Below are 13,979 nucleotides of genomic sequence, written 5' to 3'. Positions count from 1 at the left end.
GTTACCGGTGTCGACCCCCGGCAATTCCCGCCACTTCCTACCGGCCGCTCACCGTCTGCGGCAGCCACAGCGCCAGTTGCGGAAACAGCATGACCAGGACGATCGTCGCCACCATCATCGCCACGAATGGCCAGATCGAGCGATAGATGTCCACCAGGCTGATTTCCCGGGGCGCAAGGGCCCGCATCAGGAACAGGTTGTAGCCGAAGGGCGGCGTGATGTAGGCGATCTGGCAGGTCATCGTGTACAGCACGCCAAACCAGACCAGGTCGAACTGCAGTACCTTCACCAGCGGAATATACAGCGGCGCCACGATCACCAGCATCGCCGTGTCGTCGAGGAACATACCCATGACGATGAAGGAAACCTGCATCATGATCAGCACCTGCCATGGCGACAGTTCCCAGTTGGTGATGAACAGTGATTCGATCGCCCTGACAGCACCGATCCCGTCGAATACCGCGCCGAACGCAAGGGCGGCGAGAATGAGCCACAGGAACATGCACGAGATCGCCAGCGTCTTGCGCGCAGTCTCGTGCATCAGGCGCAGGGACAGGCGCCCCTTGATCCATGCGGCCAGAGTTGCCGAGGACGCACCGACCGCCGCACTTTCGACGAGGCTCGTGTATCCCATGACGAACAGTCCCGTCATCAGGAAGAAGATGAGGAAGGGAATGATGCCGGCTTGAAGCAGCTTGAGCTTTTCGCCCATCGGCATCGCCAGGTCCTCGTCGGACACCCGTGGCGCCAGGGACGGGTTCAGCTTCGCGCGCATCATGACATAGATGACGAAGAGCCCCGCCATGATCAGGCCGGGGAACACCCCGGCCAGCCAGAGCTGGCTTACCGGCTGCCGGGCGATCATCCCGTAGAGGACCAGCACGACGCTGGGAGGCACGAGGATGCCGAGTGAGGAACCTCCCTGCACGACACCGGTAATCAGCACCTTGTCATAGCCACGACGCAACATTTCCGGCAGGGCGATGGTGGCACCGATGGCCATGCCCGCCACCGACAGCCCGTTCATCGCGGAGATGATCACCATCAGGAAGATGGTGCCCACCGCCAGACCGCCGCTGACCCGCCCGAACCAGACGTGCAACATCCGGTAGAGGTCTTCGGCAATCCCCGATTCCGACAGGATATAGCCCATGTAGATGAACAGGGGCAGGGTCAGCATCGGGAACCAGTTGAACAGCTTGAACACCGCATTGAACGGCATCTCGATCGCGCCCTGCCCGTAGAGCAACAGCGCGGCGCCGGCGGCAACGAAGCCGATGGCCGCGAAAACCCGCTGCCCGGTGAGCAGAAGCACCAGCATCGTCGCGAACATCGTGATCGCGATCATCTCGTAACTCATGAGACGCGCGCCCCGCGCAGGACGGCGACATGCTTGAGAATCATCGAGATCGCCTGGAGAATCATGAGAAATATGCACGCCACCATCAGTGACTTGATGGGGATCATCGACGGGTTCCACATCGAGAAGCGCCGCTCGTTCGTCGCAATCGCGTATTCGAGACTGGAAATGGAACCGATGAACAGCACAACGAGGTAGAACAGCAGGCAGCCGACCGTCACGAGGTCGAGCCGCGCCTTGCCCCGTTCGGAAAGCCGCGAATAGAACAAGTCCATGCGCACATGGTCATCGTTCTTCAACGTGACCGGGCCGCCGGAAAAATAATAGGCCGCCAGAGTGAACTGGGCGAGTTCGATGCACCAGTGCAGGGGGATCATCAGCACATTGCGGGTGATGGCATCGAGCAGCAGAATGCCCACCATCGCGTAGATGAGATACATGGAGACCAGTCCCACCCTGTCGCTGATCATGTCGACGATACGGACATAGCGGGCGGCGGCAGGTGGCAGCACCTCCTCCATGGCCGTGGCTGGCGTGGCGGCAGCGGCATCACTCATGGGCAGACGGCTCCGGCATGGTTCAGGGCGAGGGCGAGTTCCGGTGTCGGCTCGCGGTCACTGACAAAGACGTCGATCTCGCGCAGGTCGCAGACATGGAAGGCAGCCTTGCGCCCGATCTTGGATGCATCCGCGAGGACCACGACACTTCCCGCATTGTCGATCATCGCCCGGGCCACCCGTGCCTCGTCGAACGCGGCATCCATGGCTCCGCCCTGCGCGTCGATCGCCGCCACCGCCAGAACGGCGTGATCGGCCCGGAATTCTCCCACCTGGTCGATTGCGAGTGGTCCCACGGTCTGACGGTTGTCGGCACGGAAGGCTCCTCCCAGCAGGTAGACATCGGCGGTCCCCGGCGACTGCGCGAAGACCTGCGCTATCGCAACCGAATTGGTAATGATCGTCAACTTCTGCAGTTCGACCAGCGTTTCGGCACACATCAACGTTGTCGAGCCTGTATCGAGGAAAAGCGTATCGCCGGGCTCGATCACCGAGAGCAGCTTGCGGGCGATCTGCCGCTTGCCGCTCTCATGGATCGCAAGCCGCTCGCTGAACGAACTTTCCTCGAAGAGCCGCGGCCGCTTTGCACCACCATGGACCTTCTGGACGAGCCCGCGCTCCGCCAGGTCGACAAGGTCGCGACGAACGGTCTCCACCGAGACGTTCAACTCGGCAGCAAGGTCCAAAGAGGATATCTTTCCCCTCTTGCGGACCGTGTCGGCTATCTTTGACTGCCTGTCCTTGCGCCTCATTCGTTCGACTTCCGCGAAAGCTTGGCTTCAGCTAATCCTCCCGTTCGGGCATCTGTCAACGGCGAATGCGTCAATTTTCTGTGAATACGGGCATCAATCATGTCAGTAATTGACTTTTCGGGCATTTCCACGCAACACTCGGCTCAGGTGTTGAAGCGAATTCAGCCATTCGGGCAAAGTCCCGGTCAGCCATCATTCCTGGATCGATGCACAACACGCAGCGGGGAAGTCGTGATCGTTTCGATGTTGCCGTCATCGGCAGCGGTGTGGTGGGTTGCGCCATCGCCCGACGCCTGACGCTCGAAGGCGCGCGCGTCGTCATCCTCGAACGCGCGGACGACATCCTCGACGGAGCCTCCAAGGGCAACAGCGCCATCCTGCATACAGGTTTCGATGCCCCCGCGGATTCGCTTGAACTGCGGTGTATCCGCGACGGCCATGCCGAATATCTCGACATCCACGAACGGCTCGGGCTGCCGTTGATCCGCTGCGGCGCGCTGGTGCTGGCATGGAACCGGGAGGAGGAGGCGCGGCTCGATGACCTGATGGAACATGCGCGCGGCAATGGCATCGACAATGTCGAGCCGCTCTCCCGCGACAGCATCCTTCGACTGGAACCGCATCTTTCGGCGCAGGTCCGCAGCGGGTTCCGGATCCCTGACGAGAGCCTGATGGACCCCTGGACCGCGCCCTATGCCTATGTCCTGCAAGCGATCGAGATGGGGGCCGTCCTCCTTCGGGGCTGCGAGGTCCGCTCGGGCGAGTTTGATGGCGATTTCTGGACACTGACCACGGACAACGGTCCCGTGGTCGCCCGTTTCGTCGTCAATGCTGCCGGATTGTTCGGCGATATCGTCGAGCGACGACTGACCGGAACGAGCGAATTCGTCATCCGGCCACGCAAGGGCCAGTTCGTGATATTCGACAAGTCGGCAGCATCCCTGGCAACCCATATCCTGCTGCCCGTTCCGACCGAAATTACCAAGGGCGTCGTGGTCTGTCGGACGGCTTTCGGCAATCTGCTGGTCGGCCCGACGGCCGAAGAACAGGACGACCGGGAGAATGCGGAGGTGACCGGGAATGCCCTGCAGGCGCTCTGCAAGCGGGGGGCAGAAATCCTGCCCGACCTCCCCTCCCATGGGATCACCACGGTCTATGCCGGACTGCGTCCCGCCAGCGAGATCAAGGCCTATCGCATCAAGGCCCATGCCGATCGCCAGTATGTGACGGTTGGCGGCATTCGTTCAACCGGGCTCAGTGCCGCCCTGGGAATTGCCCGGCATGTCCACGACCTCTGTATGCAGATGGGGCTCGACACCACCCCGTCCTCCGATATCCGCTGGCCACGACCGCGATCCATCTGCGAACCGGCGCCGCGCGACTGGCAGCAATCTGGTCATGGCGGCATTGTCTGTCATTGCGAGATGGTCACCCGCCGGGAGATCGAAGATGCCCTGAGCGGGCCGCTTGCCGCCCGCAGCCTGGCCGGCCTCAAGCGACGCACCCGGGTCACCATGGGCCGCTGTCAGGGGTTCTACTGTTCCGCCGGGCTGGCTGCCCTGACCAGGGACCGCTTTGCCCGCCCGATTGCCGTTCCGATCGGCGCACCGGAGCCCCCGGCATGAACGCAACGGTAGAGCGGGTGGACGTGCTGATCGTCGGCGGCGGGCCTGCTGGACTCGCTGCCGCCCGTGAACTGCGCGCGAATGGCGCAGGAAAGGTCGTGGTGCTCGATCGGGAGCCCGAAGCAGGCGGCATCCCCAGGCATTGCGGCCACTATCCCTTCGGCATGCGCGAACTGAAACGCGTACTTCGCGGCCCGGACTATGCACGGCGTCTGGCCGACCGGGCCGATGCCGCAGGCGCCGAAATTCGTCCCTCCACCTCCGTCACGAAGCTCCATGCGGGTGGTACGGTCGATATCGCGACCGGGAACGGCCTGGCTTCCATACAGGCCGACCGTGTCCTGCTCGCGACGGGCGTGCGCGAGAGCAGCCGGGCGGCACGATTGATCGGCGGCACCAAGCCGGGCGGCATCATGTCGACCGGCGCCCTGCAGGGGCTGGTCTACCTGCAGAAGATGCGGCCCTTCGAGCGACCGGTGATCCTTGGCAGTGAACTGGTTGCCTTTTCCGCCCTCCTGACCTGCCGCCATGCCGGTATCAGGCCGGTGGCCATGATCGAGCCCCATGCCACGGCAACCGCCCGCTGGCCGGTGGCCGCGCTCGCTCGCATCATGGGCGTTCCGCTGCTGCTGCGGCACAGGGTTGGCGCCATTCGGGGAACACGGCGGGTCAGCAACGTCGAGGTCATCGATGCGGGCGGTACGACGCATGTCCTTGCGACCGACGGCGTGGTCGTTTCGGGAGAATTTCTGCCCGAATCGTCGCTCGTTCGGGAAAGCAGCCTCGAATTCGATGGCCGTACCGGCGGACCGGCAGTCGATCCGTGGTTCCGTTGCAGCGATCCCGCCTTTTTCGCGGCTGGCAATCTCCTGCGACCGGTGGAAACCGCCGGATGGAGCTGGAACGAGGGGCGGCGCGCGGGACGCCTGATCGCCCGGTCGCTGGAGGGTGGCCTGCCCGACCCGGAGCCGGCGAGCCGCCTGCGCCTGACCGGAGACATCCTGAAATACGCGATGCCGCAGAGGTTGCCGGAGCTCACCCGCAGCTTCGACGGTCTGCGGATGAATGCGCTGCAATTGCGCGTTGTCCGTCCCGTCGTCGGGAATCTGGTGATGCGAGCGGGCGGGCGGATTGTATACAGTCGTCCGTTACGCTCGCGTCCCGAGCGTCGCATCCTGCTGCCCCTCGCCGACATCGCGCTCGACGGGTACCCTGTCGTCGAGGTGACGGTGGAGGAATGCGTCGCATGAAAATTCTGGCCATCGATCAGGGCACCACCAGTACCCGCGCGCTGACATTCGACGAAGCGGGACAATATACCCCGATCGCCAGTTTCAGCCATGCCCAATCCTACCCGGCACCCGGTCGGGTCGAGCATGATCCGGCCGAACTCCTGCGCAACGTCCGGGCCTGCATCGACGCTGCAGCAGGGCTCGACGATCTCGCCGCCATCGGCCTCGACAATCAGGGGGAAAGCTGCCTGGCGTGGGATGCCCTCACCCGTCAACCGGTGGGTCCTGTCATCGTCTGGCAGGATGATCGCACCCGTGACACCATCGCCCGGCTCGAAGCATCGGGGATCGCGGAGCTGGTGGCCGGTCGGGCGGGATTGCCGCTCGATCCGTATTTCTCCGCCTCCAAGCTGGCCTGGATCCTTGTCCACAACGAACGTGCGCGCGACCTGCATGCAGCCGGACGCCTGCGCATGGGCACCACCGACGCCTTCTTCCTCGATTCGCTGGCAGGCCGGTTCGTCACCGATGTTTCCACCGCTTCGAGAACCTCCCTGATGAACCTCCGTTCCTGCGACTGGGACCCGCAGCTCTGCGAGGTCTTCGGCGTTCCCGTCGAGACCCTGCCGGAGATTGTCGATACCACCGGTATTCAGGGGCTGATCGAATGCGGTGACCGCATGATACCACTTTCGGCCATGGTCACGGACCAGCAGGCAGCCCTTTATGGCCACGGTTGCCGACAGCCGGGCGATGCGAAGATCACCTTCGGCACCGGTGCCTTCGCGCTGGCCCTCACCAACGGACCTGCCTGCGGCGACGGCAGGGGAGCGCTGCCGACCGTTGCCTGGCGCAAGGCCGGCGCCAGTACGGAATATGCCCTTGACGGAGGTGTATACAGTGCATCGTCGGCCGTGAACTGGGCCCGCAACCTGGGCCTTTTTTCCTCGTTTGCCGATATTTCCACGTTCGCCAACGCTCCGGCGTGCAGCCGGGGAATGTTCTTCGTTCCCGCGCTGGCGGGCCTCGCCTGCCCGCACTGGCAGCGGCATGCTCGCGGAAGCTGGTTCGGCCTGGCACTGGATACAGGACCGGGGGACATGGTTCAGGCGCTGCTGGAAGGCGTCGCCTTTCGCATGGCCGAGGTGATCGGGGCCATGGCCCTTCACCAGGAGGTGAAGGGCCCGATCTCCATCGATGGCGGAATGTCCGCCAACGGATATTTCTGCCAGTTCCTCGCAAATTGCCTCGAACGCGAACTGATTGTCTCGGAACAATCGGAATTGACTGCGCTGGGCACCGCCCTGCTTGCCGCCGAAGGCGCCGGCCAGGTCATCGACGCGCCCGTCAAGGGCAGGATCGTCTCCCCTGCCCCGCTCCCTGGCGAATATGCGACCCAGTTCGCGCAGGCCCGCGAGATGACGGCCCGATTCGGCAAGTCCGTGGCCGGAAATCGCTCCGCGTAGACCTCTCCTTCAATGCCCCAGCAAGGCCCGCATCCGTTCGAGCCGCTGCATCGCCAGCACCCCATCGGCAATCGTCGGTGCCGGACTGATATCGCCGCGAAGGGCCACCGCGACATCGGTGAGCAATGCCTGGTATCCCTTGTGGTCCTCATTGGCTGCAGCCGTGAAGTTGGGCTTCCAGGTCAGCGCATCGCACGCATCATCCAGGATCGCGTCGGGATCGTCGGCCTTGAAGGGCGGATCGCGATACCAGGTGATGTCGATCACATTGTCGACCTCGATGCGCTGGTGATCGCCCATGATGGTGAGATGTTCGACCGGATTGCCCCGCGATTGCACCGTTCCCATGATGATGGTCGCGATGGCACCACTGGCGAAAGTGGTATTCAGGTGGAACAGCAGGCGGCCCGGTCCGGGCTCCACTTGTCTTATCGCCATGTCCGTCATCTCCGAACCGGCAAGCCACGGCACGAGATCCATGTAATGCACACAATGGTGCAGGTAGAACCCGTCGTGGTCCGGCTCGCCGGCAAAATAGGCCGGTCCCGTCATGTAGGTTGCGGTAATTCCCAGGACCTCGCCGAATTTTGCGCCTGCGAGAATCGCTTTCGCCATGCGGTTGCCCGTCGAATAGCGCTTCATGAACCCCAGCAGGACCGGCAGCCCGGTGCGCGCCGAGGCTTCGGCAAGTCTCGACGCACCGGCAGCATCCGCCGAAGGGGGCTTTTCGACAAAGACCGGCAAACCCCGTCCGAGAGCCGCACAGCCGGCCTCGACATGCAGCGCCGGCCCGACCGCCATGCCGACCGCGTCAAGGCCGGGATGGCCCATGAGTTGCCGATAGTCGCTGTATACAGCCCCGATGCCATAGGCATCGGCAACCTTTGCCGCGCTGAGAGGATCGCGATCGCAGACCGCCTCCACGCGCATGCCGGCCGATGCCATCTGCGGCAGCAGCATCCGCCGCGCATGCCGCCCGCAACCGATCCACCCCAGACGCAGGCTCATTGACGGTACTCCGCCATGGTGAGTTGCGAGCGGACGAATGACGCCGCCGCACGCAGCCTGTCCCCCTCATCCTCCTCCGGCGGCCGCCAGAAGGCGATCGGCAGGCCGGCCCGGTCGTCGTTGCGCCGGAACGGTTCGAGCGACACCGGGCCGTTGTACCCGACATCGAACAATGCGCGCATGACCGCTGTCCAGTCGATATGGCCGGTGCCCGGAAAGCCCCTGTGGTTCTCGTTGGCCTGGAAATGGACGAGCCACGATCCGGCTTCACGTATGGCATCGGCGATCGACCTCTCCTCCATGTTCATGTGGAAGGTATCGAGCAGGAGGCCAAGCCCCGGCTGATCGACCAGGCTGGCCACCTCCACCGCCTGCCGGGTGGTGCTGATCATGTCCGTTTCGAATCTGTTGAGCGGTTCGAGCGCCATGACGACACCAGCTGCCGATGCCAGCGGCGCAAGGCGCGAAAGTCCCTCGACACAGTGATCGCGACGTCTGCGCATCTGTTCGGCGCTCATCGCCTGGGGTGCGCGCCCGGAAAACACCAGGGGCTCGCCGTAGACGGGACCACCGACGATCCTCGCCCCGAGAGCGTTCGCGACCTCGAATGTATAGCGCAGGTACTCCTCGCCGCCCCGTCGTGCATCCGCATCAAGGCTGGCAATGGACCGCCCGGCATTGACCCGCGCGGCAAGCACGATGAATTGTCCGGCGGCATCGGCGGCGGCGCGGACGGCGGCCAGGTCGAGCCCGTCTTCGCGTTCCGGCACTAGCAGTTCGACAAAATCGAAACCCAACTTGCGGGCGTGCTCAAACAACCCGAGATCACCCATGGTGAATGGACGGACAAACTGCATCGAAATGATTCCGACAGGATTCTTCACGACGCCCTCCCCTGTGACACGGGCCGGAACCGGCACCGTCAATCGTGTCCGAATCGGTGTAGCCCATCAAAATCCGCAAGAAAACGTCAAAGGATAGCGGACCACGACCCTTTGGCGCCCGCATCCCGCCCGGAATTCCGATGGGTCATCGGCGGTAGCTCATGGATTAAATTTACCTAAACTTTTCTTTAATTCACGTATATTTCACGCATGCTTTCCCGCGAAAGGAATAGAACAAAGATGTGGCTTGCAGATGATTTCGAACAAAGGGATTATCCTGGCCAAATCTAAAAATCTCGGCGTTGAAAAATCGTCAGGTTGAAGAAGAACAACAAATATTCATGCCAATTTTCGCATGGATTTTGTTGAAAATTAGGGGAATTTAAACATGAATACTAAATTTTATTGGTTGATATATCCAATTTACATTTGATAATGATGTCTTCATATTGAGGTTTTTATCCCATTCGTATTATTGTTGAGCGAAGATTTTCCTTATTGGGATGCGATGCCCCGGGTAAGGGAATTCAACGAGTGGGGTTGAGAACCACCGTGTTCGGCCGGTTCGATGCCCGGCAATGGGAAGGACACGGGAACGTAATTTTTACGAATGCGAAGGCCCTGATGATCCTGCTGAGGTGCATTTGTCCTTTGCATGACATTTCATACTCTCCTTCTGCCGGGTCCGGTTCTGCCGGACCCGGTCATTGCCCGTCATCGGCATGTCCTGTCGGGTCGTTCACTTCACCGCCTCCCTCGGATTGATGGTGCAGGTTCTGCTGCAGTGCGGGCAGGTCATCGTCATGGGAGCATTGGAGCGATGCTGCTCCAGCACTTCTTCGCGAATCATTCGCGCCGTTTCGCGGCTGATGCCAAGCTGCTTGCGCAACGTCTCGATCTCACCCCCCTCCTGCCGGTCGATGTAACCGTCCTCCAGGGCGATGCGGAACCGGCTGCGCAGATAATCGCGGCGTCGGTGCAGATGATCGGCAAGCCCGCTGGCGAGAATGCCGGCGGGCATGGCGGCCATCCCCACCCCGATGACGGTCGCGAACGCACCGAAGACCTTGCCGGCAGCCGTGATCGGCGTGACATCGCCATATCCCACGGTGGTCAATGTGACCACCGCCCACCACATGGCCATCGGGACGGAGCCGAACTTGTCGGGCTGTACCTCGTGCTCGACAAGATAGGCGCCACTGGCCGTCAGGATCAGCAGGATGAAAAGGATGAAAAAACTCGCAAAGAATGTACTCGCCTCTTCGCGGAAGACCTCAAGCAAGATGGTCATCGTCGTCGAATAGCGGGTAAGCTTGAAAATCCGCAACAGTCGCAGAGCCCGCAGGAAGCGGAGATCGACATGGAAGATCGCAGTAAGGTAGAAAGGCAGGATCGCCAGCAGATCGATCACCGCCATCGGCGTGACCATGTAGCGCAACCGGGGAAACCGGTGCCCCTGAGCCTCCGGCGCCTCGACACAAACCCACAGGCGAATGGCGTACTCGACCGAGAAGATCGCGACGGAGATGACATCGAACAGGTGAAACCACCGCGCGTGGGCGTTGTAGAGATCCTGATCGGTCTCAAGCGTCACCGCGAGGACATTGATGGCGATCAGGGCGATGATCGCCATCTGCAACCAGCGAGCACCAGGCTGCCCGTGATCCGTCCGCTCCATCCAAGCGTAGACTATCTGGCGCATGGCCGGCTAGCCCGCCTTTTTCAGAACGAGATCGCGATAGCCCCACATCAACGGCATCAGGATCTGCGAGCCGATGGCGATGAACCACAGGAGATTACCGACGAGCGATGGCACGAAGGGCACGACCCCGACCATGACCAATGACACGACCGCCCCGAAAAGCCGCAGTCGCCAGGTGGCATACCGATGCGCCAGTCGAGGCTCGACGGCATTCTGGATGACCATGAGCGCCAGCAGGAAGATCGCGAGCCCCACACCGCCGAGCCAGCCATATTCGATGGGATAGGGTTCGAGGAATCCGACCTTGACCTCGCCTGCCAGCGCCACCCCGATCATCACGCCCCCCATCATCAATATGAGATGGGCCAGCCACCAGCGGACCATTTCACCAATGGAGAGAACCTTCACTTTGGCATTTCCGACAAAGTCGAAATACGTCCAGCAGAGCAGGAAGATCGAGAATCCACCCATGACGAAATTGATCAGCACGTCGGGCGCTGCCTTGTAGATACCCTTCTCCGAAAGGGTGATCACCAGCTTGAAGAAGCCTTCGCCGAGCACGATGAGAACCAGCAACGCCATACGTTCAGCGATATGCCCCAGTCGTGGGCGAAACCGCTCATGCCGCAGCACCCCAACCTTTGGCAGCATGTAGAGCAACTGGATCGAGACGATACCTGCCGCGAACAGCAGGTACCCGTAAGGCAGCGGCAGAAATCCCGATATGACGAAGATTATCGCCAGCACACCGAAATTCCGCGCCATTTCGTACGCCAGCGAAGTCGTCTCGGCTCCCACGCAGATCGCCCGCCAATAGAGAAAGGCGGTGATCGCGCGATTGGCGCCAAAGGCCACGGCGAAAATCGGCCAGCCGGCTCCCGGAATGTTCGGTATCGACGCCGCAACGAACATGGCCGTGCAGATCTGCAGGGCCATCGTTACACGGTGCACCCAGTCGGTGCTGACGTAGAGTGAAGCGAACACGCTCGAATCGGACCAGGCGGACCAGATCGCGACGAACAGCCCGGCAAAGACGACGAAGCCTCCAGGCCCCGAGTGATGACTCAGGTAATTTCCCAACAGGAAGATCGTCACGACATGGATCAGATCGTAGAACAACTCGACCCAGTGGACATGGTCGCTGGTATGGTCGCTGTCGAAATGATGGCGTGGACCGCGCCACATGGGATGATCTTCTCGTGCCAAGCGCCGTTCCTCCAACACGTGATTATCCGGCGGGTGCCGATCTCGCCGGTGCGCCGAGAATAGTGGCGCAACGGGCGTTTTTGAACCTGTCCGTTCATCGGTCGCTGCCGATGGCGATCCGCGGACCGCACGACCGCTTCCTCCCGCCTCTCAGGAACATCTTCACTTGAGGTTGTCATCACCCGGCTCATGTCCGCACATGCGGGAATGGGCTTGAAGGGAGGAATGCTACTTTTGGCGAATCCAGAAGAACGCTCCGAAGGAAGCGACCAGAGTGATGACGATCCGCCGCAGGATCGCGGCCGCAAAAGCTGCATCCGGATCCACACCCACTTGCGCGTAGAACAGGACGAAGGCCCCCTCGCTGACACCGATGCCGTTAATCGAGATCGGCAGTGCCGAGACCAGCAGCACCACGGGGGCGGCCACCAGCACTCCCATCGGGCTGACATTGCCACCGACGGCCATGATGAACGCCGCCTGCATCATGAACACGAGGAGGTAGAAGACCAGCGACAGGCCACAGGTTTCAAGCAGGACCGGAAGCGACCGGCGATAGGCCAGCGTACTTCTCGCCACCATGGCCAGCTTGGCGAGAATCGCCGTCACGACGGGTTTCGAGCCACTCATGCTGCCGATGCGGCGATCGAGCCAGCCGGCACCGGCGAAAAGCATCACCGGGCCCAGGACCGCCGCGGCGATGAGGACCACAAGGAGCAGGTGATACATCGGTATGCGCTGGTCGGCACCGGGAAAGATCAGCAGACCGACAGCGCCGATGACCATGACCATCAGCAGGCCCGTCGCCCGCTCCATCACCACGCTCGTCAGGATCGCCTCGACCGAGCCGCTTTTCCTGGCCAACGCGGTCCGCACGGCGTCGCCGCCTATGCTGGATGGCAGCACTGTGCTGAAGAACGAGCCTATCCAGTAGAACCGGATCGCATCGGGATACCTGATGTCGGGAGCAAGGATCCGTGCCAGCCGGTGCCAGCGAAACGCCGAAAACACGATCCCCGCCCCGTTGAGGGCAACAGCGGCCGCAACCCATGCCGGCGAGGCATGCTTGAGCGCCTCCAACGCCGCCCCCAGGTCGAGCGAGCGGACAAGAACCAGGATGATCGCCGCCGCAAGGGCCAGCTTGGCAAGCCGGACGACGTGTTTCACGCCTCCCGCTTTCGGTAGGTTCGCCAGTTGCCGAGATCCCGGCCGATTCTCCGTTCCAGCCGCTCAAGGTCGGGCTGGAGAAATGTGCCCAACTGGGCGCGGATTTCCGGTGACGGTCCGCGATAGCGCTGGTCGCTGAACTGCTCTTCCTGATGGAAGCGGCGAATATCTTTCGCGCCACGCTTGACGAGCCAGTCCTTCACGGGTCGCAGGAATGGCCGGTTCAACAACCGGATCGCGAGCCCCCGTGACTGGCCTACGGCCGTCGGCTTCGTCTCCACGGCAAGATTGAAGGCCTTGTCGAGCGAGGGCGGGTCGAACTGCGGATCGACGCCGAGAAAGTCATAGACCCGGCGGGCAACGGCCTTCGGGTCGGCCTTGATGTCATCTTGAATCAGGACGAGGATATTCTCCGCGTCGAAAAGATCGTGGAAGGGCTGCAATAGCCGGTCGTAGCGGCACAGGTCGATGAGCTCCGGATGCACTTCCAGTTCGCGCTCGAACGTCGCCTCGCGTCTTTCGCGTTGCCGCAGCAGGAGATAGAGGGAATAGAGCATGTCAACAGGATCGCGCAAAAAGGCGATCAGCTTCACATGGGGAAAGTGATGATGGATGCGCCACGCCGCATTCGGATCGAGAAAATAGAAAGGTGAAAGATCCCCGATCTTCTGACCCTCTTTGGCATCTGCAAAGAATTCGCGATAGTATTCTATCCCATGGGGATAACGATACTCGAAGTCATAAGGCATCCTGTCGTTGAAGAAATGGACTTCCTTGCTCGGTGGCACGAAAATGCCGGGATGATCGGCCAGAATTGCGGCCAGCCATGTCGATCCGCACCGCGGACCGCCAATATAGATGAAGTCGACATTGTTCTTCTGGGGCATTTCTCAGGACCGGGCGGATTTGGATATTGTGTCAACGACAATTGCGATTGGCGCGTTCGAACCGCAATCGGAACCGAAGGATGAAGATGGTGGAAAAAGAATCAATCCTGCCACCTGAAGCGCAACCTCGACT

Annotated in this window: 12 protein-coding genes; 3 read left to right on the top strand and 9 right to left on the bottom strand. The window is 61.7% G+C overall.

What is annotated here, in order from left to right; all coding sequences use genetic code 11:
• Nucleotides 1-37: 37 nt before the first annotated feature.
• The 3 genes from H6851_20715 to H6851_20705 are packed head-to-tail and all read right to left on the bottom strand — an operon-like array spanning nt 38 to nt 2,669.
• The gene (locus H6851_20715; protein ID MCB9946029.1) at nt 38-1,360 is read right to left on the bottom strand and encodes a TRAP transporter large permease subunit; all 1,323 of its coding nucleotides are present in this window, start codon (nt 1,358-1,360) and stop codon (nt 38-40) included.
• Entirely contained in the window at nt 1,357-1,881 is a 525-nt protein-coding gene (locus H6851_20710) for a TRAP transporter small permease subunit (protein ID MCB9946028.1), read from the bottom strand. Before H6851_20710 ends, H6851_20715 begins: the two co-directional genes overlap by 4 nt.
• Nucleotides 1,882-1,913: 32 nt before the next feature.
• Complete coding sequence (locus H6851_20705) at nt 1,914-2,669, bottom strand: DeoR/GlpR transcriptional regulator (GenBank protein MCB9946027.1); 756 nt, start codon at nt 2,667-2,669, stop codon at nt 1,914-1,916.
• A gap of 206 nt (nt 2,670-2,875) precedes the next feature.
• Here H6851_20705 and H6851_20700 point away from each other — a divergent pair, with 206 nt between their 5' ends.
• The 3 genes from H6851_20700 to H6851_20690 are packed head-to-tail and all read left to right on the top strand — an operon-like array spanning nt 2,876 to nt 6,992.
• Nucleotides 2,876-4,294, top strand: coding sequence for an NAD(P)/FAD-dependent oxidoreductase (locus H6851_20700; GenBank protein ID MCB9946026.1), 1,419 nt, complete (start codon nt 2,876-2,878; stop codon nt 4,292-4,294).
• On the top strand, nt 4,291-5,544 hold the full coding sequence (locus H6851_20695; GenBank protein MCB9946025.1) for an FAD-dependent oxidoreductase: 1,254 nt from the start codon (nt 4,291-4,293) through the stop codon (nt 5,542-5,544). The genes H6851_20700 and H6851_20695 overlap by 4 nt, the downstream gene beginning before the upstream one ends.
• Complete coding sequence (locus H6851_20690; GenBank protein MCB9946024.1) at nt 5,541-6,992, top strand: glycerol kinase; 1,452 nt, start codon at nt 5,541-5,543, stop codon at nt 6,990-6,992. The genes H6851_20695 and H6851_20690 overlap by 4 nt, the downstream gene beginning before the upstream one ends.
• 9 nt (nt 6,993-7,001) lie before the next feature.
• Here H6851_20690 and H6851_20685 read toward each other — a convergent pair whose 3' ends face one another.
• The 6 genes from H6851_20685 to H6851_20660 form a co-directional block, all read right to left on the bottom strand.
• Nucleotides 7,002-8,000: a Gfo/Idh/MocA family oxidoreductase gene (locus H6851_20685; GenBank protein ID MCB9946023.1), complete on the bottom strand. Its 999-nt coding sequence runs from the start codon at nt 7,998-8,000 to the stop codon at nt 7,002-7,004.
• Nucleotides 7,997-8,884 (bottom strand): sugar phosphate isomerase/epimerase, encoded by an 888-nt coding sequence (locus H6851_20680; GenBank protein ID MCB9946022.1) that lies wholly within the window; start codon nt 8,882-8,884, stop codon nt 7,997-7,999. Before H6851_20680 ends, H6851_20685 begins: the two co-directional genes overlap by 4 nt.
• A 739-nt stretch (nt 8,885-9,623) precedes the next feature.
• Nucleotides 9,624-10,586 carry an ion transporter gene (locus H6851_20675; protein ID MCB9946021.1) on the bottom strand — a complete coding sequence of 321 codons (963 nt, stop codon included), beginning with the start codon at nt 10,584-10,586 and terminating at the stop codon, nt 9,624-9,626.
• A gap of 6 nt (nt 10,587-10,592) precedes the next feature.
• Nucleotides 10,593-11,771, bottom strand: coding sequence for a low temperature requirement protein A (locus H6851_20670; GenBank protein ID MCB9946020.1), 1,179 nt, complete (start codon nt 11,769-11,771; stop codon nt 10,593-10,595).
• 249 nt (nt 11,772-12,020) lie between these two features.
• Nucleotides 12,021-12,959 carry a flippase-like domain-containing protein gene (locus H6851_20665; GenBank protein MCB9946019.1) on the bottom strand — a complete coding sequence of 313 codons (939 nt, stop codon included), beginning with the start codon at nt 12,957-12,959 and terminating at the stop codon, nt 12,021-12,023.
• Nucleotides 12,956-13,846 (bottom strand): sulfotransferase, encoded by an 891-nt coding sequence (locus tag H6851_20660; protein ID MCB9946018.1) that lies wholly within the window; start codon nt 13,844-13,846, stop codon nt 12,956-12,958. Before H6851_20660 ends, H6851_20665 begins: the two co-directional genes overlap by 4 nt.
• Nucleotides 13,847-13,979 lie beyond the last annotated feature (133 nt).

Source organism: Geminicoccaceae bacterium (genome assembly GCA_020638465.1).
Lineage (GTDB): Bacteria > Pseudomonadota > Alphaproteobacteria > Geminicoccales > Geminicoccaceae > JAGREO01.
This window is presented reverse-complemented; position numbering and strand designations above follow the sequence as displayed.